This is a genomic window from Pseudomonas pergaminensis (assembly GCF_024112395.2).
GTDB classification, from domain to species: domain Bacteria; phylum Pseudomonadota; class Gammaproteobacteria; order Pseudomonadales; family Pseudomonadaceae; genus Aquipseudomonas; species Aquipseudomonas pergaminensis.
The window spans coordinates 4,838,327-4,859,406 of record NZ_CP078013.2; the positions used below are offsets into that span (position 1 = coordinate 4,838,327).

Consider the following 21,080-nt stretch of genomic DNA (forward strand, 5'->3'; position numbering starts at 1 on the left):
CATGGGCAATCGTTCGCTGCTCCTGCGCTACGTGCTGCTGGCCATCGGCTGGTTGAGCGTAGCGTTGGGGGTGATCGGCATTTTCCTACCGGTATTGCCGACCACGCCCTTCCTGCTGCTCGCCGCCGCCTGCTTCGCCCGAAGCTCCCCGCGCTTCTACCACTGGCTGGTGCAACACCCGCGCCTGGGCCCGTGGATCCGCGATTACCTGGACGGCAACGGTATCCCCCTCAAAGGCAAGGTCTACGCCATCGGTTTAATGTGGCTGAGCATCAGCGTGTCCTGCTATCTAGTGCCGCTGCCCTGGGCGCGTGGCTTCATGCTGACCAGTGCCGTGCTGGTGACGATCTACATCCTGCGCCAGAAAACCCTGCCACCGCGCTAAACGCCCCTGCGACATTCGATCCCACACGACCTTGGTCGACACTGACTAACCCCAGGCATCATGCGAGACTGTCCAACCGGGCCTGGAATGCCCGGGTGTTCCCATGCTCGGAGTTACCATGACGCTGTCCAGCGGGCTGATCGCCGCCGTTGCCCTGGCCTATATGGCCATTATGTTTGCCATCGCCTTCTACGGTGACCGTCGCCGAGCGCCGTTACCGCCGCGCGTGCGTGCCTGGGTGTATAGCCTGTCGCTGGCGGTTTATTGCACCAGCTGGACCTTCTTCGGCGCCGTGGGCCAAGCCGCCGAACAGCTGTGGGCATTTTTACCGATCTACCTAGGCCCCGTGCTGCTGCTGGTGCTGGCACCCTGGGTGCTGCAGAAGATGATTCTGATCAGCAAGCAGGAAAACATCACCTCCATCGCCGACTTTATCGCGGCGCGCTACGGCAAATCCCAGTCCCTGGCCGTGGTGGTCGCGCTGATCTGCCTGGTCGGCGTGCTCCCCTATATCGCCCTGCAACTCAAAGGCATCGTGCTGGGGGTCAACCTGCTGATCGGCGCAGGCGCCGACACCACCGGTACCCGCGCCCAGGACACCGCGCTGATCGTGTCGCTGGTGCTGGCGCTGTTCACCATTGTGTTCGGTACGCGCAACCTCGACGCCACGGAACACCACCGTGGCATGGTGCTGGCGATTGCGTTCGAATCCCTGGTCAAGCTGTTCGCGTTTCTGGCTGTCGGCGCATTCGTGACCTTCGGCCTGTACGACGGTTTCGGCGACCTGTTCAGCCAAGCCATGCTGGCGCCAAGGTTGGAGGAGTACTGGAAGGAGACCGTCAACTGGCCGTCGATGGTGGTGCAGACCGGCGTGGCCATGATGGCGATTATCTGCCTGCCCCGGCAGTTCCATGTCACGGTGGTCGAGAACATCGACCCACAGGACCTGCGCCTGGCCAAATGGGTGTTTCCTGCTTACCTGATTCTTGCCGCACTGTTTGTCGTCCCGATCGCCCTGGGCGGCAAGATGATGCTGCCTGGCTCGGTACTGCCGGATTCCTACGTGATCAGCCTGCCCATGGCTGAAGCCCACCCGGCGCTGGCCGTACTGGCGTTTATCGGCGGTGCTTCAGCGGCTACCGGCATGGTGATCGTGGCAAGCATCGCGCTGTCGACCATGGTCTCCAACGACATGCTGCTGCCGTGGTTGTTGCGTCGCTCCAGTGCCGAGCGGCCGTTCGAAGTGTTCCGCCACTGGATGCTGTCGGTACGCCGGGTCAGCATCGTGATTATCCTGCTGCTGGCCTACGTCAGTTACCGCCTGCTGGGCTCGTCTGCGAGCCTGGCGACCATTGGCCAGATCGCCTTTGCCGCCGTGACCCAATTGGCACCGGCGATGCTGGGTGCGCTGTATTGGAAACAGGCAAACCGACGCGGCGTATTTGCCGGGCTGGCGGCGGGTACCTTCCTGTGGTTCTACACCTTGGTCTTACCGGTGACGGCGAAAAGCCTGGGTTGGTCGCTCAGCCTTTTCCCAGGGCTGACGTGGATGCATTCCCACCCACTGGGGCTGTCCGTCACCTCGTTGACCTTGGGCACCGTGTTCTCACTGGCGGGTAACTTCACATTGTTTGTGTGGGTGTCGATGCTCTCGCGCACGCGGGTGTCCGAGCACTGGCAAGCCGGGCGCTTTATCGGCCAGGAAATCAGCCAGCGCGCCAGTGCCCGCTCGATGTTGTCGGTGCAGATCAGCGACTTGCTCAGCCTGGCTGCGCGCTTTGTGGGCGAGGAACGGGCCCAGCAAAGCTTTATCCGCTTCGCCTATCGCCAAGGCAAGGGCTTCAACCCCAACCAGAATGCCGACAACGATTGGATCGCTCACACGGAGCGCTTGCTGGCCGGTGTACTCGGGGCTTCCTCGACCCGTGCGGTGGTGAAAGCCGCCATCGAAGGGCGGGAAATGCAGCTGGAGGATGTAGTACGCATTGCCGACGAAGCGTCGGAAGTGCTGCAGTTCAACCGCGCGCTGCTGCAAGGCGCGATCGAGAACATTACCCAGGGCATCAGCGTGGTCGACCAGTCGCTCAAGCTGGTGGCCTGGAACCGGCGCTACCTGGAACTGTTCAACTACCCGGACGGGCTGATCAGCGTGGGCCGGCCGATTGCCGACATCATCCGCTACAACGCCGAGCGCGGGCTGTGCGGCCCGGGCGAGGCCGAAGTGCATGTGGCGCGCCGCCTGCACTGGATGCGCCAGGGTCGTGCACACACCTCCGAACGTTTATTCCCCAATGGCCGCGTGATCGAACTGATCGGCAACCCGATGCCCGGTGGCGGTTTCGTCATGAGCTTCACCGACATTACCGCGTTCCGCGAAGCTGAACAGGCACTCACCGAAGCCAACGAAGGCCTGGAGCAGCGGGTCACCGAGCGCACCCACGAGCTGTCCCAGCTTAACGTAGCGCTCACCGACGCCAAGGGTGTGGCCGAGTCCGCCAGCCAGTCGAAGACACGCTTCCTGGCAGCCGTCAGCCATGACTTGATGCAACCGCTGAACGCGGCACGCCTGTTCTCGGCCGCCCTCTCCCACCAGAACGACGGCCTGTCCAGCGAAGCCCGGCAATTGGTGCAGCACCTGGACAGCTCGCTGCGTTCTGCCGAAGACCTGATCAGCGATTTGCTGGACATCTCGCGCCTGGAAAACGGCAAGATCACTCCACAGCGCCAGCCCTTTGTGCTCAATGAGCTGTTCGACACCTTGGGCGCGGAGTTCAAGGCGCTGGCCCAGGAGCAAGGCCTGCGCTTTCGCCTGCGCGGCAGCCATTTACGCGTGGACAGTGACATCAAGTTGCTCCGCCGGATTCTGCAGAACTTTCTCACCAACGCCTTCCGTTATGCCGACGGCCCGGTGCTGCTCGGCGTACGTCGCCGCAAGGGCGAGTTGTGCCTGGAAGTGTGGGACCGTGGCCCGGGGATACCGCAGGATAAACAAAAGGTGATCTTTGAAGAATTCAAGCGCCTGGACAGCCACCAGACCCGCGCGGAGAAAGGCCTGGGGCTGGGCCTGGCGATCGCCGACGGCCTGTGCCGCGTGCTGGGCCACCGCCTGAGCGTGCGCTCGTGGCCGGGCAAGGGCAGCGTATTCAGTGTGCGCGTGCCGCTGGCACGCAACCAGGCCAGCCCGCAGATCAAGACACCCCAGGAAACCGGCCTGCCGTTGAGCGGCGCGCAGGTGCTGTGCGTGGATAACGAAGAAAGCATCCTGATCGGCATGCGCAGCCTGTTGACGCGCTGGGGCTGCGAAGTGTGGACCGCCACCGACCAGGCGCAGTGCGCGGCGTTGCTGGCCGAGGGCGTGCGCCCGCAGCTGGCCCTGGTGGACTACCACCTGGACCACGGTGAAACCGGTACTGAATTGATGGGGTGGCTGCGCGCGCAATTGGCCGAGCCGATTCCCGGCGTGGTAATCAGCGCCGACGGCCGCCCGGAGATGGTGGCCGAGGTGCATGCGGCCGGGTTGGATTACTTGGCCAAGCCGGTGAAGCCGGCGGCGTTGCGGGCGTTGCTGAGCCGGCACCTACCGCTGTAGGTCATCTGTAGGAGCCTGCTTGCCGGCGATGAGGGCCTTGGGAATGGCGCCGATTGTACCGACGCCATCCCCGGCAAGCCGGCTCCTACAATGGCCGCGTTTATTCGGGCAGGTGCGCTACACCATCGGAATCGGTCATCGCCCGCTCCAGCAAATCCGTCGGCAAGCTTTTACTGGCGCGCGCACCGAGCAACTTCAATTGCTCGGTGCGGCTGACCAGATTTCCGCGTCCATCTGTCAGCTTGTTCCGTGCTGCGCTGTAAGCCTTATCCAACTGCTGCAAACGGTTGCCCACTTCATCCAGGTCCTGGATAAACAGCACGAATTTGTCGTACAGCCAGCCCGCACGCTCGGCGATTTCGCGGGCGTTCTGGCTCTGGCGCTCCTGCTTCCACAGGCTGTCGATCACCCGCAGGGTGGCGAGCAAGGTGGTGGGGCTGACGATAACGATATGGCGGTCGAACGCTTCCTGGAACAGGTTAGGTTCGGCTTGCAGTGCGGCGGAAAACGCCGCCTCGATAGGCACGAACAGCAACACGAAATCCAGGCTGTGCAGGCCTTCCAGGCGCTTGTAATCCTTGCCGGCCAAGCCTTTGACGTGATTGCGCAGCGACAGCACGTGTTGCTTCAAGGCCGCCTGGCCGATCACGTCGTCCTCAGCGGCCACGTACTGTTGATATGCAGTGAGGCTGACCTTGGAGTCCACCACCACCTGCTTGTCGCCGGGCAGCATGATCAGCACGTCCGGCTGGAACCGCTCGCCGTCCGGGCCTTTGAGGCTGACTTGGGTCTGGTACTCGCGCCCCTTCTCCAGGCCCGCATGCTCAAGTACCCGCTCAAGGATCAGTTCACCCCAGTTGCCTTGGGTTTTCTGGCCCTTGAGCGCACGGGTGAGGTTGGTGGCCTCGTCTGACAGACGCAGGTTCAGTTGCTGCAGGCGTTCAAGCTCCTTGGCCAGGGAAAACCGCTCACGCGCCTCGTTCTGGTAGCTTTCTTCCACGCGTTTTTCGAACGATTGAATGCGCTCTTTCAGCGGGTCGAGCAACTGGCCCAGGCGTTCCTGGCTGGTCTCGGCGAAACGCTGTTCACGCTCATCGAAAATCTTGCCGGCCAGCTCGGCAAATTGCGCGCGCAGCTCATCGCGCGAGCCTTGCAGGTCGGTGAGGCGCTGTTGATGGCTGTCCTGTTGCTCGCGCAGTTCGGCACGCAAGGCCGCCGCCAACGCATCAAGCCGGCGCAGTTCGGCCTCCTTGGCGCTGCGGTCGAGGTTCCAGGCGTGGGCCGCGTCGCGGGCATTGTCGCGGTCGATCTGCAGCAATTCGACTTCACGGCGCACGGCAGCGAGGTCGGCCTGCTTGGCGGCATTGGCTTGGCTCAGGTCGCTGATTTCATCACGACTGGCATCCAACTGGGCGGCGAGGCCCTCCTGGGCCAATTGTGCAGTGGCCAGGCGCTCTTCGAGCAGCTCCCAGCCGGTCATGCGCGCGGTCAAGCGGCGCTGAAGCTGCCAGCACACAGCCAATAAAGGCACGGCAGCGCCAGCGAGGCCCAGGGCAATGCTGGTCCAGTCAAAAGCCATAGACATGTCTGCCATCACCGAAAAAAAACAAGGTTAGCGGAGCGCAGGGCCTGAGGACAGCTCAGTCTTCGACCTGGCCCAGTTCACGTTGGGCGCGGCGGTCACCGGCGCGGGCCGCGAGGCGCAGCAGGTCGTGGCCGATGCGGCGGTCGCGGGCATTGCCGCATTCACGACACATCAGTTGGCCCAGGCGGCTTTGGGCAGCGACCACGCCTTCACGGGCCGGCTGCTTGAGCAAACGCCCAGCGAAGTGTTTGACGTTGGTGTTGTGACCCAGGCGCGGACTGTCGAGCAACCACAAGGCAACTTTCAAGGAGAAGCGCTTGGGGGCGGTAACAGTTTGAGGGGCGTCGGTAACAGAAGGTGATACTGAGCGAAACTTCATAAAGCACTGTGGGACAGATCGGAAGGCGCGCCACTCTACTCTTTTTTTCGTACAGGTAAAGCTGAAAAAACTCTGCACGCCCGTTCTAGAGCAAGCGCTCGGGACAATCCACAGAAGCTGTGGATAACTCAGTGGACAACCCCCCTTTAACTCGCTCAAAGCCGCATGGAATGGGGGCCGCAGTCAAACTGACGATTTTTTCACCAATAAAAAAAAGCCAGATTTTTCATTGACTTAAATTTCCATTGCAGGCAAATGGCAACCCCGCAGGGCAGATGACAGCGCGGTTACACACCCCGCAACTAATGTGCACAAGTACCCATCTGATGGTTATATCAGCGGCTTTTTTTGAAGCGACACGCGTCATAAATGTTACCGCCGGGACAAACCTGGGACTTTTCAAATCTTTCCTGGCTCGCCACACTCCCGGACCTACAGCGCGATGGTAGTAGGGTCGATGAAAGGAATTCTGTTGTTCGCCGTGTTGCTACTGGCCATCTGCGCCATTTCCCTGGGAATCAATGCCGCACTGCCGTCACCGGATGGGGCGTTGTTTGCCATCGCTATCTTGCTGTCGGCCGCGTTTACGGCGGTCAGCCTGTGCATTGAGCTGGGTGAAGGTCGAATCAATGACATGGGCGATGTGATGACGGTGGTGGAGACTGGCCAGTCCCTGCGACTGACGCTCGCCGCCTACGCGCTGGGCTGCTCGCTGGCAGCCGCGATGACAGTATTGGTCTATCGCGGCCTGCTGGGCGGCTGATTGAAGTTTTTTTGCTATCACACTTCCCTTACCCGATTCAATCCGTTACTATCCGCGGCGTTAGTACCAAGCTGAAAGTCAATTCTGGTCGAACAACTCCCCTGTCCAACACGGGATCGACCACCTCGATGGTTTCCAGGTATCGCTTGTGACGACACTGCCTTTGAACACGCAAAGGGTGTCGCGAAGTTTCAATACTCTGACCGAACCAGCCTGCAAATTGATCAGGATCTTCACCCTGGGCCCAGAACCTTTGCCCCTGTTGTGCTGCCTGCCCTCCTAAGTACCTACCTGCCAGCCCAAGCGCGCCTAACTTATTAGCGCTTCAAACTGGCTGCTTTGTTCCAGTCGGGTTCTTCGTTTGATCAATGGTGATCAACGTTACTGGAACGTTTTAACGTTGCACGGTTCTTAATCCGTGTCATTTGTAGGAACACCAATAATATGAACGCTCAAATCCACACTCAGGATGCCATTCGCACCCTCACTAACGCTTTTGCCCCAATGAACTGCCTGATCATGGCCGCTCGCAAAGGCTGCTTCAGCTTCACCCTGGTCAACGAACACGGCATCGCTCGTCACAGCGAACGCCTGTACCCCGATCAATACTCCAGCGCAGAACCGCTGCAGGCCGTGATCGAGCGTACCCGTCAGGCACTGACTGCCTGATCGACCCGAGTCGCTGAAACACAAAAACCCTGTTTAAAAAGCAGGGTTTTTTATTGCCTGGCTTTTATGCACAGGCGATGGCACTCAGTTCAAATAGATATAAACGTTATAACTAAATGAAGAAGATGTTTTAAAAACAGTCCTTTACATCACAAATATGACACTACACTTCAACTCAAGCGGCATGATCCGCTTCCGGCGAGCCTGAGATCCGATTCACTGCTGCCAAGCCCCCACCTTCTCAGGCCTCGTCGACCACTTTCACGGATTGAGGCTTGTATGGGTATCGCCGCCAGCGAATTGTGTCGTTATGTGATCCGGCCGACCTTGATGTATCTCGGCCGCCATAACCCGACGGCCGAGTCCTTGCTGCTGGGCATTGCCGCCAGCCAGTCGGAACTCGGCTCCGCGTTGCACGATCGCCGTGGGCATGGCTTGTACAGCATCACCGAACCGCGCCACCGCGCCTTGTGGGATGACTACCTGGCACTCGACCCCGAACGTGCCAGCCTGGTACGCGGGTTGGCCAGCCAGCATGCCTTCCTCAGCGCGCCACAACTGGAGCTGACGGTAAACCTGCGTTACGCCACGGCAATCGCCTGGCTTTTGGTCGAACAACACACCCCCGCACTGCCACCGCCTGGAGATGTACTGGCCATGGCGCGTATCTGGAAAGAAATTTTTCACCCACACGGACGACTGCGCGATTTCACTCAAGCCTGGCAAACCTGTGTTTCACCCATGAATCACGTGGTTTGCTGACCGGGCAATTTGCAAGATTCGGCAAAAACCCTGAATTTTGGTCGGATTGTCCTACAAAACCGCTCTATCTCCTGCATTACAGCCTATAGCGCGATCTTAAATTTATTGTTACTTTCCGCAGCGGTGATCACCACGGAGTTCTAATAATGAAAAAAGTAATGCTCAAGACCACACTTAGCCTCGCCGTTGCTATGGCATCCTCCCAACTGTTTGCAAGCGGTTTCGCACTGAACGAACAGAGCGTCAGCGGGATGGGTACGGGTTTCGCAGGCCGCTCTTCTTCTGCCGATGATGCAAGCACTGTTTACGGTAACCCTGCCGGTATGGCTCGCCTGAATGGCCAGCAGATCACGGGCGGCGTTGCGGCAATCGATGCCTCGACTGATCTCAGCGATACTGGCGGTAACTCGCGCGGCTCCAACAAAGGTGACATGGTTCCATTCACCGCGGTGCCATTTGGTTTCTACACCAACAAACTTAACGACCAGTGGGCTATCGGCTTCGGTGTGTACGCACCGTTTGGCTTGGTAACCGACTATGAAAGCGGCTTCCAGGGCAAAGGTTTCGGCAGCAAGAGCGAAGTGAAGGTCATCACCTTCCAGCCAACTGTCAGCTATGCCTTCAATGATCGGGTATCCGTTGGCTTTGGTCCGACCATCAACCGGATCTCTGGTGTGCTGGAGTCAGACAAGACCCTCAACCCTGCCGTCAGCGATACCAACGTCAAAATCAAGGGTGATGACACTGCACTGGGCTTCAACGTCGGTGTATTGGTCCAGGCGACCGATACCACACGTGTGGGCCTGACCTACCACTCCAAGGTCAAGTACAAGCTGGACGGCCATACCACCGTCAGCGGCCCCGCAGCCACTCAACCTTTCCTGCGTAACAACCGTTACGACGCGTCGCTGAAAATCGATACCCCTGAGTCCTACGACCTGTCGGTCACACAAGACCTGACTGACGCCTGGAAACTGTATGGCGGTGCTACCTGGACGCGCTGGAGTCGCCTGAAAGAGATCACCGTCAACAACAAAGGTGTGACCGCGGCAGGCGGTGCATTGGCACCCAGCCAACTCAGCGCTATCACTGAAGAGCAAAACTGGCACGATACCTGGGCCTACGCCGTGGGTACTTCTTACCAGTTGACTAAACAAGTGGTGCTGCGCACCGGCTTGACCTTCGACCAGTCGCCCACTAACAACACCAACCGCTCGCCGCGTATCCCTACGGGCGACCGCACGATCTTCAGCCTGGGCCTGGGCTACAAAGTCATGGATAACATGACCATCGACCTGGCTTACTCGTACTTGAAGGAAGAGGACGTCAAGGTCAACCAGACCGCTGCCGCTCCTTCTACCGCCAGCTACCGCGCCAAATATGAAAACAGTGCCAACGGTTTCGGCCTGGGCATGACCTACACCTTCTGATTCAGACGGGTGTGAAAAAGCCCCGCTCTCCTGCAAAGGAGGCGGGGCTTTTTAATGGCTGACTCTCAAGGCTTGGAGGCTATCGCCGCCTCCACGGCCTTGATCAATTCCGGACTGTCCGGCTTGGTCAGGCTGGAGAAATTGGCGATTACCTTGCCTTGGCGGTCGACCACATATTTATAGAAATTCCACTTCGGCGGCGCGTCAGTCTGCTGCGCCAACACCTTGAACAGGTGCACCGCATCCGGCCCCTTGACCTTCTGCGGCTCGGTCATGGTGAACGTCACGCCGTAGTTCACGTAACAGACCTTGGCGGTCTCTTCGCCAGTCTTGGCTTCCTGCTTGAAGTCATCGGACGGCACGCCGATCACTTCCAACCCTTCGCCCTTGTAGCGCTGATACAAAGCTTCCAGGCCTTTGAACTGTGGAGCGAACCCGCAGAAGCTCGCGGTGTTGACAACCACCAAGGGCTTGCCAGCAAAACGCTGGCACAGGTCGATGGATTCCTTGGCGCGCAGCTTGGGTAATTGGCCTTCCAACAACGGCGGGCAACTGGCGGCCAGGGCGGCACCGCCAATGGCCATCAGGACGGGTACAGCGAGCCAGCGCATCTGCATGTCGTGTGTCCTTGAAAATATTCAGGCTACGAACTTAACAGATCGACATACCCAGTTGCATCAACGCCAGCCCACCGTGTTGCCAGCCCCACCAGGCCAGTAGCACCAGGACCAACCCTGCCGCAAGTATCACACCGCGTACCGCCAGACTCATGCTGCCTCCATCTGCGCCTGCAATCGCGCCACTGGCCGCTCACGCACCGGCCAGTTCAGGGCCGCGGCGAGCAGGCTCAACAGAATTGCCACCTGCCAGATCAAATCGTAGTTGCCCGTTCGATCATAGACCACCCCACCCAACCAGCCGCCCAGGAACGAACCGAGTTGGTGGAACAGGAACACGATCCCACCGAGCATGGAGAGATTTCGCACACCAAACAGTGTCGCGACGGTGCCGTTGGTCAGCGGCACGGTGGACAGCCACAAAAAGCCCATGGCCATGCCAAACAGGTAGGCCGTGACTTCGGTGACCGGTGCCCACAGAAACAGCACGATCACCACAGCGCGCAGCAGGTACAAGCCGGTCAGCAAACGTGGCTTGGACATGCGCCCGCCTAGCCACCCGGCAGTGTAGGTCCCGAAGATATTGAACAAGCCAATCAGCGCCAACACTGTGGTGCCGACGGTGGCCGGCAAGTGCTGGTCCACCAGGTAGGCCGGCAAATGCACACCGATGAACACCACTTGGAAACCGCAGACAAAAAAGCCAAAGGCCAACAGCCAGAAACCGGAATGGGAGCAGGCTTCCTTCAAGGCTTCACGCAGGGTTTGCTGGCCGGCCATCACCGGCAGTGGCTTATCCTTGAGCATCGCGACCAGCGGCAAAATCAGCGCCACCATCAAGCCCAACGCCAGCAGTGCGGCAGACCAGCCGAGCCAACTGATCAGGCCCAGGGTGCCCGGCACCATCGCAAACTGTCCAAATGAACCTGCGGCACTGGCAATCCCCATCGCCATGCTGCGTTTTTCCGGGGCCACCGCACGGCCGACCACGCCGAGGATCACCGAGAACGACGTACCGGACAGACCGATACCGATCAGCAGGCCCGCACTGAGGGACAGCGACCATGCCGAATCGGACATGCCCATCAACACCAGGCCTGCGGCGTACAGGACGCCACCAACGAAGACCGCTTTGGTGGCGCCAAACCGGTCGGCCAGCGCACCGGTAAACGGCTGCGCCAGGCCCCAGATCAGGTTTTGCAAAGCGATGGCAAAGGCGAAGGTCTCACGTCCCCAGCCGAACTCGCTGCTCATCGGTGCGAGGAACAAGCCGAAGCCGTGCCGCACGCCCAACGACAGCGCCAGGATCAGCGCACTCCCCACAAGAATCCAGCCACTGGTGCGCCACATCGAGTTCATTTCTTATTCTCCGCTCGCGGGTATATACCCGCTTATAGTCGGACAAACCCGCGCTCAGGCGAGTTCGTCTAGCAAGGCCAACAAGGTTTCGCGTTTTTCCGCGCCGAGTTGATCGATCAGTTTCTGCTGTGCCGCTTCCCAGGCGGGTAATGCGGCGGCGAGTCGCGCTTCACCGTCCTCGGTCAACTTCACCAGGCGGTTACGCAGGTCGTCACCCTCAACCAACTGCACCAAGCCCTCGCCTTCCAGCACCCGCAGGTTGCGCCCCAAGGTGCTGCGATCCAGGCCCATCGCTTCCGCCAGGCTGGAAATGCTTGGCTGGTCGAGGCGCTGCAGGTTGCACAGCAGAGAATACTGGGCGACGTTGATCCCGAAGCCATCAAGGGCGCCGTCGTAATGCCTGCTGACGCCACGTGCGGCACGTCGCAGGTTGGTACACAAACATTGGGAGGCAAGCATGGAACGTGTATATACCCGCGATTAAGGAAATGCAAGAAAGTGTTACAGCGCCAGACCGACCACGACCGCGACTTCCAGCAGTTCAAGCATGGCGCCTGCGGTATCCCCCGTGGTACCGCCCAGGCGATTGACCATCAATTGGCGCAGGCCCATGAAGCAGATCGCCGCGAGCAATACGGCCATCCCGCCGCTGACACCGCCGATCAGCACGCAGGCCAGGCCACTGAGGATCAATACCTGTTGGCCGACAATCCTCGGTAAATGGTCCGACAAAGCCTGGCCCAATCCTCCGGCACGCACATAGCGTGTGCAGAGGAACAACGCCAGCATCGACGCGCGTCCAATCAGCGGTGCCAGGATCAGCGCTGCGCCGTTATGTTGCTCGATCAAGGCCACCAGCGCGGTGAATTTGAGCAGCAGCACCAACCCCAGCGTAACCACGGCAATCGGCCCGCTGCGCGGGTCTTTCATGATCGTGAGCGTACGCTCGCGGTCGCCGAAGCCACCCAGCCAGGCATCGGCGCTGTCCGCCAGGCCGTCCAGGTGCAGACCGCCACTGAGCAACACCCAGGCCGTCAGCAACAGTGCGGCGTGCAGCAACAACGGTGCCCCCATCAAGACGGTGTTCAGGGCCCACAACAGCACACCGAACAATAGCCCGACGACGGGATAGAACAGCAACGAGCGTCCCAATTCCTGAGGCTGCGGCATGCCCGGCAAGCGAATCGGCAGGCTGCTGAGAAACTGCAGGGCAATCCAGAATGGCAGCATGTCTACACCCTTTCCTTCAGGACACCGTCCGCCACGACCTGCACACTGAACAGCCCGCCGTGGCCCACTTCGACATTCAACAGTTGCTCCCGGGGCAAGCCACGCGCTTGTGCCAGCAGAAGACGCATCACGCCACCGTGACTGATCAGCAACACACGCTCACCGGCGTAGGCCTGGTGCAAGCGTGCGACTGCGCCCAGAACGCGGTCGGAAAAAACGCTAACAGGCTCGCCGTCGGGTGGTGTAAAGCTGTAGGGATCGGCCCAGAACAACCCCAGGCTCTCAGCGTCAGTCTCCATCAAGGCTGCCGCACTCTGGCCTTCCCAAGCGCCGAAGTGCAGCTCTTGCAGGTCCTTCTCCAGTGTCACCGGCAGATTGAGCTGAGCGCCCAATTCCTCGGCAAACCGCGCACAACGCTGCAGTGGCGAACTGACCAAACGGTCCCACGGCCCCTGCTCCACCACCGCCGCGCGCATCTGCGCCCAGCCCTTGGCGGTGAGTGCGTCGTCCAGGCTGCCACGCAAGCCACCCCCCAATTCGGTTTCGCCGTGGCGCAGCAGGTCAAGGCGCAAGGTCATGCCGGGCGATCTGCCACGGCGGCTTCGGCGAAGGTCGCCATCTGCCCGTGCAGCGCGCAGGCCAGGCGCAACAACGGCACCGCCAGCGCAGCACCGCTGCCTTCACCCAGGCGCAGGCCCAGTTCCAGCAACGGCTGCGCGTCGAGGCGCTGCAGCACATGGCGATGACCAGGCTCGGCGCCGCGATGGCCGAACACCAGCCACTCACGGCACGCCGGGCTCAAACGTGTAGCAACCAGCGCCGCGACCGTGCAGATGAACCCATCCACCAGCACCACGATGCCTTCCTGGGCACACGCCAGATACGCGCCCACCAGGGCGGCAATCTCAAAGCCGCCCAGATTGAACAGGGTCTGCAACGCATCCTCACGCTGACCGGCATGCAACGCCAGTGCACGCTCGATCACGGCCACCTTGTGGCTGACACCCTGGGCATTCAACCCGGTGCCCGGCCCCGTGAGGTCGCTGACCTGGCAATCGAGCAAGGCACACGCCAGCGCACTGGCGGCGGTGGTGTTGCCGATGCCCATCTCACCGCCGATGAACAGTTGCGCACCGTTCGCCAATGCACGTCGCGCACTGTCGCGACCGGCCTGCAAGGCGAGTTGCCCCTGGGCCTCGGTCATCGCCGGAGCGTTGACGAAGTTGGCGGTGCCGGCGCCGATATTCAGGTGACGCACACCCGGCAGGTTCAAGGACGGCGTTACTGTCCCCAGGTCGACCACTTCCAGCTGCGCGTCCAGTTGCCGCGCCAATACGCTGATGGCCGCGCCGCCGGAGACAAAGTTTTGCAGCATCTGCCCGGTGACTTCCTGGGGAAACGCCGACACGCCTTCGGCGACCACGCCATGGTCACCGGCGAAGATGGCGATCCACAGTGAATCCACCGACGGTTTGACCTGGCCCTGCAAGCCAGCCAATTGCACCGCCAGCGCCTCCAACTGACCGAGCGAGCCGGCCGGCTTGGTCAATTGCTGCTGGCGCGCCAGGGCTTGTTCGTACGCTTGAGCGTCGATCGCCTTACAAGGGTTGAGCCACCAGGTGTCAGTCATAACGCAGTACCTTTCAGAGTCAGGGGCAGGCCGGCAACGGTCAGGACAACACGCTGACAACGCTCGGCCAAGGCTTGATGGAGCCAACCGGCTTCGTCCACATAGCGGCGAGTCAATTCGCCCAGCGGCACGACACCCAGACCGGTCTCGTTGCTGACAAAAATGATTTCACCCGGCAACGACGCCAGGGCGTCCAGCAGTTGATCGCGCTCGGACGCCAAGCGCCCGGCGTCTTCGAGCATCAGCAGATTGGTCAGCCACAGGGTCAGGCAGTCCACCAGCAGACACTGCCCGGGGGCCGCGTTGTCCCGCAGCACGCGAGCCAGTTCAATCGGCTCTTCGATCAGGCCCCAATGGTCCGGGCGACGTTGGCGATGCAGCGCGACACGCTCGTTCATTTCGCCATCCAGCGGTTGGCTGGTGGCGATGTAAGTGACTGGCAAGGCGCTGTCGCTGGCGAGCTTCTCCGCCAGGCGACTTTTACCGGAGCGCGCGCCGCCGAGGATCAGTTGAAGCATGGGATGGCACCTTGGATTGGCTGAAATGGGTTGACCGTAAGGCCGCGTTCGCGAGCAAGCCCGCTCCCACATTTTGGGCGTGGTGCGTCCGTTGAATAGTGGTCGGCTGTATGGCCGCCTTCGCTGGCAAGCCCGCGCCCACACGAGGACCACGTCCCCCCGCTCAAACCCCACATAGATTGCGCAACAACTCAGTATCCAAATGATTCTCCACCAGGTCCGCCAGGCGCTCGATATCGCGCTCGCGCAAGGCGTGGTAGTCAACCTCCTGCACATCCTGCAACCCAGCCCAGCGCAATAAGGCACTGCACGCCGCCGGTGTTTCGAACACGCCGTGAAGGTAGGTGCCGAGAATCTGCCCATCAGCACTCTGGGCGCCATCGCTGCGACCGTCGTCCAGCAAAACAGCGGCGTTCGCCAAGGCAGCACCGGTCGTCACGCCCGCATGAATTTCATAACCACTGACGTGCACATCCTCCAGTAACAACCGCCCGCGCACATTGCGCAGTTGCTTCTCTTCCTCCAGCGTGGTGCTGAACGCCAGCAACCCCAGCCCATCACTGGAGCCGGCAGGCCCTTCCAGGCCCAACGGGTCATGTACCTGCTCGCCAAGCATCTGCAAGCCGCCACAGATACCGAGCACCTTGCCGCCATAGCGCAAGTGCCGCGCCACGGCGCTTTCCCAACCGTTGGCGCGCAGATAGGCCAAGTCGCTGCGCACGCTTTTCGAGCCTGGGAGGATGACCAAGTCGGCAGCCGGGATCGGCTGGCCAGGACCAACGAACTGCAGATCCACCTGGGGATGCAGGCGCAGTGGGTCGAAATCCGTGTGGTTGCTGATACGCGGCAACACCGGCACCACCACCTTGAGTACCTGCGCCGCCTTGTCGATCTGGCGCTGGTCGATGCCGTCCTCGGCTTCCAGGTGCAGGTCCATTACGTAGGGCAGAACGCCCACCACCGGTTTGCCGGTGCGCGCTTCCAGCCAGTCCAGGCCTGGCTGCAATAAGGCGATGTCACCGCGAAAACGGTTGATGATAAAGCCTTTGACCCGCGCCTGTTCCGTGGGCGAGAGCAATTCCAGGGTGCCGACCAAGTGAGCAAAAACGCCGCCACGATTGATGTCGGCGATCAACAGCACCGGGCAGTCCACCGCCTCGGCGAAGCCCATGTTGGCGATGTCGTTGGCGCGCAGGTTGATCTCCGCCGGGGAGCCCGCGCCTTCGACCATCACCACCGGGTAGGCCTGGCTCAAGCGTGCATGGGAAGCCAGCACCGCCTGCATCGCGATGGCTTTGTAGTCGTGATAGGCCACCGCATTCATGCTGGTCACGGCGCGGCCATGGATGATCACTTGAGAGCCGGTATCGCTGTTGGGTTTGAGCAGCACCGGGTTCATATCGGTGTGCGGCGCCAGGTTGGCGGCCTGGGCCTGCACCGCCTGGGCGCGGCCGATCTCGCCGCCTTCGGCCGTCACCGCGCTGTTGAGCGCCATGTTCTGTGGCTTGAACGGCGCCACCGCCACGCCCTGGCGTACCAGCCAGCGGCACAGTGCCGTCACCAGCGTGCTCTTGCCGGCGTCGGAGGTGGTGCCTTGCACCATCAGCGTACTCATGTCGCTTCCTTGTAGGCGACCAGGGCTGCGTCGAGACGCTGCCAGTCGGCCTCGGTATCGGGCAAGCCAAAGCGAAGGCTGCTGTCGTGGACAAACAGGCGCAGCAGGATGCCGCGCTGGGCCATGAATTCATGCATGCGTTCGGCGTGGGGCGTGATCAGCCATTGGAACAGGGCACAGCCGCCCTGGGGTTGAAAGCCGTGGCGCTCAAGCGAAGCGAACAGACGCTGGCCCGCCTCGATGCATCGTGCGCGTTGCCGCGCTTGCCCGGCGGTGTCGCGCAGGCACACTTGGCCCAGCACCCGCGTCGGCCCGCTGACCGCCCATGGCCCGACCTGTTCGGCGAGCAATTTGAGCAACTTGCGCTCGGCCAACACAAAGCCCAGCCGCACACCGGCGAGGCCGAAAAACTTGCCAAACGAGCGCAACACGATCAGGCCGACCTGATGCGCGTGGCCCGCCAGGCTCAATTGGGGCGTCACGTCCATGAACGCTTCGTCCACCACCAGCCAGCCGCCGCGCTGGGCCAGCCGCGAGTGCCAGTCCAGCAAGCGCTGTGGGCTGAGGCTCAAGCCGGTGGGGTTGTTGGGGTTGACCACCACCAGCACGTCGAGGCCATCAAGGAAGAAGTCGACTTCCTGTTCCTGCACTTCGCGCACCACGTAACCGGCGCGGCGCCAGGCTTCGGCGTGTTCGGCGTAGCACGGCGACAGCACGCCGACCTTGCCGGCACGGCGCAGGCGCGGCAGCAACTGGATGGCCGCCTGGGAGCCGGGCACCGGCAACAGGTGCGCAGCGCCGTAATACTCGCTGGCGGCCTGCTCCAGGCCGTCGTCGGTTTCCGGCAGGCGTGCCCAGGCGCGCAGGGGAACCTCGGGGATCGGCCAAGGCCAAGGCGCGAGGCCGCTGGACAGGTCGAGCCAGTCGGCCTCGGCTATCCCGTACTGAATCGCTGCCTTGCGCAGCCGGCCACCGTGTTCAAGCATAGAATTGCGCCCCCGCACATAGGATCAGCAGCCACAACCATACGCCGCGCTGCACCAGTTGCCAGCCCCGTTCGATGGAATCGGCATCCGCCGCCGGGCCTTCGCCCAATCGCGGACGCTGGTGCACTTCACCGTGATAGATCGCCGCACCACCCAGCTCCACGCCCAGGGCACCTGCACCGGCAGCCATCACAGGGCCGGCGTTGGGGCTGTCCCAGGTCGGGCCCTGGGTGCGCCAGCATTTGAGCGCCAGCCGCGTCTTGCCCAGCAGCGCGTAGGTCAATGCCACAAGACGTGCAGGAATGTAGTTCAGCACATCGTCGATTTTTGCCGCAGCCCAGCCGAAACGCTCGAAGCGTTCGTTGCGATACCCCCACATGGCGTCAAGGGTGTTGCTCAGGCGGTAAAGCACCACGCCCGGCACACCGGCGACCACAAACCAGAAAATCGCGGCGAATACCGCATCGCTGCCGTTTTCCAGCACCGATTCGGTGGCGGCGCGGGCGACTTCGGTGCGGTCCAGCTCGCTGGTCTGGCGGCTGACCAGGTAGCTCACGCGCGTGCGCGCTTCCTCCAGGTCATCGCTGCGAAGGGCCTGGGCCACCGGCATCACATGCTCGCCGAGGCTGCGCATGCCGAGGGCGCAGTACAACGCCAGGATCTCCAGGACCCAGCCGATATACGGCGCCCACGACAAGGCCGTGGCCAGCAGGGTCAACGGCACCACGGCGATAACCCACGCGGTCACACCATGGCTGCGCCAGCCGCGACCACCGCTGTTGAAACGTTGCTCGATGCGCCCGGCAAAATTGCCGAACGCCACCAGCGGATGCCAGCGCCTGGGCTCGCCCAGCAGCGCATCCAGCGCCACGGCAGCGACACACAGCAAGGCCACACTCATTGACTCACTCCCCACACATTCTCATACAACATGTCACTTAATGGCCGAGGCTCGGTCCAGCCTTCGAGCTGCAACATCGGTGCCGGATAGAACTCGTCCACCGGCCCCAGGCACAGTACGGCCAGGGGTTTGGCACCCGGCGGCAAACCCAGCAGGTCGGCCAGCGCCTGGGGTTCGAACAGCGAGACCCAGCCCATGCCCAGGCCTTCGACGCGGGCTGCCAGCCACAGGTTCTGGATCGCGCAGGACAGCGACGCCATGTCCATTTCCGGCAAGGTGCGCCGGCCGAAAATGTGCCGCTCACGGTCATCCATCAACGCCGCCACCAGCACTTCGGCGCAGTCGTGGATGCCTTCGACCTTGAGCTTCATGAACTCATCGGAGCGCTCGCCCAGGGCTTCGGCAGTGCGTATGCGCTCTTGCTCCACCAGTTGTTGAATCTGGCCACGCAAGGCACGGTCGCTGATACGGATAAAACGCCACGGTTGCATCAAGCCAACACTCGGCGCCTGGTGCGCGGCCTGGAGCAGACGGTGCAGCAATTCGGGGGCGACAGTGCCGCCGCTGAAGTGGCGCATGTCGCGGCGTTCGGCAATGGCGCGGTAGACGGCTTGGCGGTCGGCCTCGGGGAAGGCGTTGTCGGTCATGGCCTCTTCGCGGGCAAGTCGAATCGTCGCACCGCCCCTCCCACCGGCTGGTCTGTTAACACTGTCGATGTGGGAGCTGGCTTGCCTGCGATGCCGGCCTCCCGGTGCGGCGCAAACAACGCGGCCACCGCAGCCGGATTCGACGGAAAATAAAAATGCACATAGGACGCGGTCATCCGCCCCTGCCGATACACCGCCTCGGCACCGCGCCCGCCATTGGGGCTCAGGCCACGGGCAATCGGTTGCCACTCGGTGCTGGTCAGGGAGTGATGATAGGTGTGGCCGCGCAGCGTACCTTCCGGCAATTCGACGCTTTGCAGGGCCAGGGCCGCGAGTTTCTTTTGCATCACGGCATCGCCCTGCAACAGGCCAACCAGTTCGGCGCGGGTGCCGTCGACATCGGTCAGCGAGTCGAGCAGGTAGAGCATGCCACCGCACTCGGCGAGCAAGGGTTTGCCGGCCGCGTGGTGGGCACGGATAGCGTCGAGCATCGAGGTGTTTTGCGACAGCGCCTGGTGGTGCAATTCAGGGTAGCCACCAGGCAGATAAAGACTGTCGGCGTCAGGCAATTCGCGGTCATGGATCGGCGAGAAGAAGCTCAATTCGGCGCCCATTGCCCGCAGCAGGTCGAGGCTCGCGCCGTAGGTAAAGGCGAAGGCTTCGTCACGCGCCACGGCGATGCGCACGCCCTTGAGCAATGGCTCGGCGTCGATCACTTGCGGCGCGGCAAAGGTCACCGGTGGCGGCAACGCCACTTCGCAACTGCTGCCCAACGCTTGGGCAGCCGCGTCCAGGCGCGCATCGAGGTCATTCAGTTCGCTGGCCTGCACCAGGCCGAGGTGACGACTGGGTAATTCGATACCGGTCTCGCGGGACAAGGCGCCGTACCAGCGCAGGCCTTCGGTGAGGCTGCCTTCCAGCAATTGCGCATGGCGCAGGGTGCCGACGCGATTGGCCAGTACGCCAGCGAATGGCAAATCCGGCTGATAACGCGCCAAGCCCAGCGCCAAGGCGCCGAACGTCTGCGCCATGGCCGTGCCGTCGATCACACCCAGCACCGGCACGCCGAAGTGTCGGGCCAGGTCGGCGCTGGACGGTGTACCGTCGAACAGGCCCATCACGCCTTCGATCAGGATCAGGTCCGCCTCCCCCGCCGCTTCCCACAGCAGGCGGCGACTTTCCTGTTCGCCGACCATCCACATGTCCAATTGGTAAACCGGCGCACCGCTGGCACGCTCGTGGATCATCGGATCAAGGAAGTCCGGGCCGCATTTGAACACGCGCACCTTGCGCCCCAGGTTGCGGTGCAGCCGCGCCAGTGCGGCGGTGACGGTGGTTTTGCCCTGGCCGGACGCCGGTGCGGCAATCAGGACAGCCGGGCAATGACGGGGCTGATTCAAAGTTCGACGCCCTTCTGTGCCTTGATGCCAGCCTGAAACGCGTGCTTGAGCATGCCCATTTCGGTGACGGTGTCGCCCATTTCGATCAATTCAGGCTTGGCACCCCGACCGGTGACCACCACATGTTGCATCGGCGGGCGGGCTTGCAGGTCGCTGAGAACCTGGTCCAAATCGAGGTAGCCGTGCTTGAGGGCGATGTTCAACTCGTCGAGCACCACCAGGCCGATGGCCGGGTCTTGCAGCAATTCACGGGAAACCGCCCAGGCGGCTTCGGCGGCAGCGATATCGCGCTGGCGGTCCTGGGTCTCCCAAGTGAAACCTTCACCCATCACATGGAAGCGCACTTGCTCGGGGAAGCGGCGGAAGAACAACTCTTCGCCAGTGCTGTTGCGCCCCTTGATGAATTGCACCACGCCGCACTGCATGCCGTGGCCCATGGCCCGGGCCAGCATGCCGAACGCGGAGCTGCTCTTGCCTTTGCCGTTGCCGGTCAATACCAGCAGCAAGCCACATTCGTTGGGGGAGTTGGCGATGCGCTCGTCGATCACGGCTTTTTTGCGCAGCATGCGCGCCAGGTGGCGTTCGTCGCGGTCGGGGGAATCGGTCATGGCAGCT

The 21,080-nt window shown here is 61.9% G+C and carries 21 protein-coding genes; 6 read left to right on the forward strand and 15 right to left on the reverse strand.

The annotated features are described in order from the left end of the window. Position 1 precedes the first annotated feature (1 nt). Together KUA23_RS21865 and KUA23_RS21870 are read left to right on the forward strand one after the other, a co-directional pair. Positions 2–385, forward strand: a complete 384-nt coding sequence (locus tag KUA23_RS21865) for a YbaN family protein (protein ID WP_065873769.1) — start codon at positions 2–4, stop codon at positions 383–385. 118 nt (positions 386–503) lie between these two features. Then, complete coding sequence (locus KUA23_RS21870) at positions 504–3,974, forward strand: hybrid sensor histidine kinase/response regulator (protein WP_252992830.1); 3,471 nt, start codon at positions 504–506, stop codon at positions 3,972–3,974. Positions 3,975–4,074: 100 nt separating this feature from the next. Here KUA23_RS21870 and KUA23_RS21875 read toward each other — a convergent pair whose 3' ends face one another. Continuing rightward, on the reverse strand, positions 4,075–5,439 hold the full coding sequence (locus KUA23_RS21875; RefSeq protein ID WP_177409548.1) for a DNA recombination protein RmuC: 1,365 nt from the start codon (positions 5,437–5,439) through the stop codon (positions 4,075–4,077). A 175-nt stretch (positions 5,440–5,614) separates the two neighbouring features. Next, positions 5,615–5,938: an SEL1-like repeat protein gene (locus tag KUA23_RS21880; protein WP_078049644.1), complete on the reverse strand. Its 324-nt coding sequence runs from the start codon at positions 5,936–5,938 to the stop codon at positions 5,615–5,617. Between the two features lie 457 nt (positions 5,939–6,395). Between KUA23_RS21880 and KUA23_RS21885 the strand changes: the two genes are divergently transcribed. From KUA23_RS21885 to KUA23_RS21900, 4 genes are all read left to right on the forward strand, one after another. Continuing rightward, positions 6,396–6,701 (forward strand): hypothetical protein, encoded by a 306-nt coding sequence (locus KUA23_RS21885; RefSeq protein ID WP_252992831.1) that lies wholly within the window; start codon positions 6,396–6,398, stop codon positions 6,699–6,701. A 444-nt stretch (positions 6,702–7,145) separates the two neighbouring features. Beyond that, positions 7,146–7,370, forward strand: a complete 225-nt coding sequence (locus tag KUA23_RS21890) for a hypothetical protein (protein ID WP_005790139.1) — start codon at positions 7,146–7,148, stop codon at positions 7,368–7,370. A gap of 279 nt (positions 7,371–7,649) precedes the next feature. Next, entirely contained in the window at positions 7,650–8,132 is a 483-nt protein-coding gene (locus tag KUA23_RS21895) for a hypothetical protein (protein WP_078049646.1), read from the forward strand. 146 nt (positions 8,133–8,278) lie between these two features. After that, positions 8,279–9,562: an OmpP1/FadL family transporter gene (locus tag KUA23_RS21900; RefSeq protein ID WP_100492387.1), complete on the forward strand. Its 1,284-nt coding sequence runs from the start codon at positions 8,279–8,281 to the stop codon at positions 9,560–9,562. A gap of 65 nt (positions 9,563–9,627) precedes the next feature. Here the strand turns inward: KUA23_RS21900 and KUA23_RS21905 are convergent, their stop codons facing one another. The 13 genes from KUA23_RS21905 to cobO all read right to left on the reverse strand — a co-directional run bounded on the left by KUA23_RS21905 (position 9,628) and on the right by cobO (position 21,073). Further along, on the reverse strand, positions 9,628–10,179 hold the full coding sequence (locus KUA23_RS21905; protein WP_252992832.1) for a glutathione peroxidase: 552 nt from the start codon (positions 10,177–10,179) through the stop codon (positions 9,628–9,630). 150 nt (positions 10,180–10,329) lie between these two features. Next, the gene (locus KUA23_RS21910) at positions 10,330–11,529 is read right to left on the reverse strand and encodes an MFS transporter (RefSeq protein WP_178076835.1); all 1,200 of its coding nucleotides are present in this window, start codon (positions 11,527–11,529) and stop codon (positions 10,330–10,332) included. 63 nt (positions 11,530–11,592) lie between these two features. After that, on the reverse strand, positions 11,593–11,997 hold the full coding sequence (locus KUA23_RS21915; RefSeq protein ID WP_034108018.1) for a MarR family winged helix-turn-helix transcriptional regulator: 405 nt from the start codon (positions 11,995–11,997) through the stop codon (positions 11,593–11,595). Positions 11,998–12,039: 42 nt separating this feature from the next. Beyond that, complete coding sequence (locus KUA23_RS21920) at positions 12,040–12,768, reverse strand: adenosylcobinamide-GDP ribazoletransferase (protein ID WP_252992833.1); 729 nt, start codon at positions 12,766–12,768, stop codon at positions 12,040–12,042. 2 nt (positions 12,769–12,770) lie between these two features. Further along, positions 12,771–13,346, reverse strand: coding sequence for an alpha-ribazole phosphatase family protein (cobC, locus tag KUA23_RS21925; protein WP_252992834.1), 576 nt, complete (start codon positions 13,344–13,346; stop codon positions 12,771–12,773). Continuing rightward, positions 13,343–14,398 carry a nicotinate-nucleotide--dimethylbenzimidazole phosphoribosyltransferase gene (gene cobT, locus KUA23_RS21930; protein ID WP_252992835.1) on the reverse strand — a complete coding sequence of 352 codons (1,056 nt, stop codon included), beginning with the start codon at positions 14,396–14,398 and terminating at the stop codon, positions 13,343–13,345. Before cobT ends, cobC begins: the two co-directional genes overlap by 4 nt. Then, entirely contained in the window at positions 14,395–14,916 is a 522-nt protein-coding gene (gene cobU, locus KUA23_RS21935) for a bifunctional adenosylcobinamide kinase/adenosylcobinamide-phosphate guanylyltransferase (protein WP_252992836.1), read from the reverse strand. The genes cobT and cobU overlap by 4 nt, the downstream gene beginning before the upstream one ends. A gap of 163 nt (positions 14,917–15,079) precedes the next feature. Beyond that, positions 15,080–16,531, reverse strand: a complete 1,452-nt coding sequence (locus KUA23_RS21940) for a cobyric acid synthase (RefSeq protein WP_252992837.1) — start codon at positions 16,529–16,531, stop codon at positions 15,080–15,082. Continuing rightward, entirely contained in the window at positions 16,528–17,517 is a 990-nt protein-coding gene (gene cobD, locus KUA23_RS21945) for a threonine-phosphate decarboxylase CobD (protein ID WP_078049655.1), read from the reverse strand. Before cobD ends, KUA23_RS21940 begins: the two co-directional genes overlap by 4 nt. Beyond that, entirely contained in the window at positions 17,510–18,418 is a 909-nt protein-coding gene (cbiB, locus tag KUA23_RS21950) for an adenosylcobinamide-phosphate synthase CbiB (protein ID WP_252992838.1), read from the reverse strand. Before cbiB ends, cobD begins: the two co-directional genes overlap by 8 nt. After that, positions 18,415–19,065: a 5,6-dimethylbenzimidazole synthase gene (bluB, locus tag KUA23_RS21955; protein WP_099493551.1), complete on the reverse strand. Its 651-nt coding sequence runs from the start codon at positions 19,063–19,065 to the stop codon at positions 18,415–18,417. Before bluB ends, cbiB begins: the two co-directional genes overlap by 4 nt. Beyond that, positions 19,062–20,465, reverse strand: coding sequence for a cobyrinic acid a,c-diamide synthase CobB (locus tag KUA23_RS21960; protein ID WP_252992839.1), 1,404 nt, complete (start codon positions 20,463–20,465; stop codon positions 19,062–19,064). Before KUA23_RS21960 ends, bluB begins: the two co-directional genes overlap by 4 nt. After that, positions 20,462–21,073: a cob(I)yrinic acid a,c-diamide adenosyltransferase gene (gene cobO / locus KUA23_RS21965; RefSeq protein ID WP_025855821.1), complete on the reverse strand. Its 612-nt coding sequence runs from the start codon at positions 21,071–21,073 to the stop codon at positions 20,462–20,464. Before cobO ends, KUA23_RS21960 begins: the two co-directional genes overlap by 4 nt. Between the last annotated feature and the right edge of the window lie 7 nt (positions 21,074–21,080).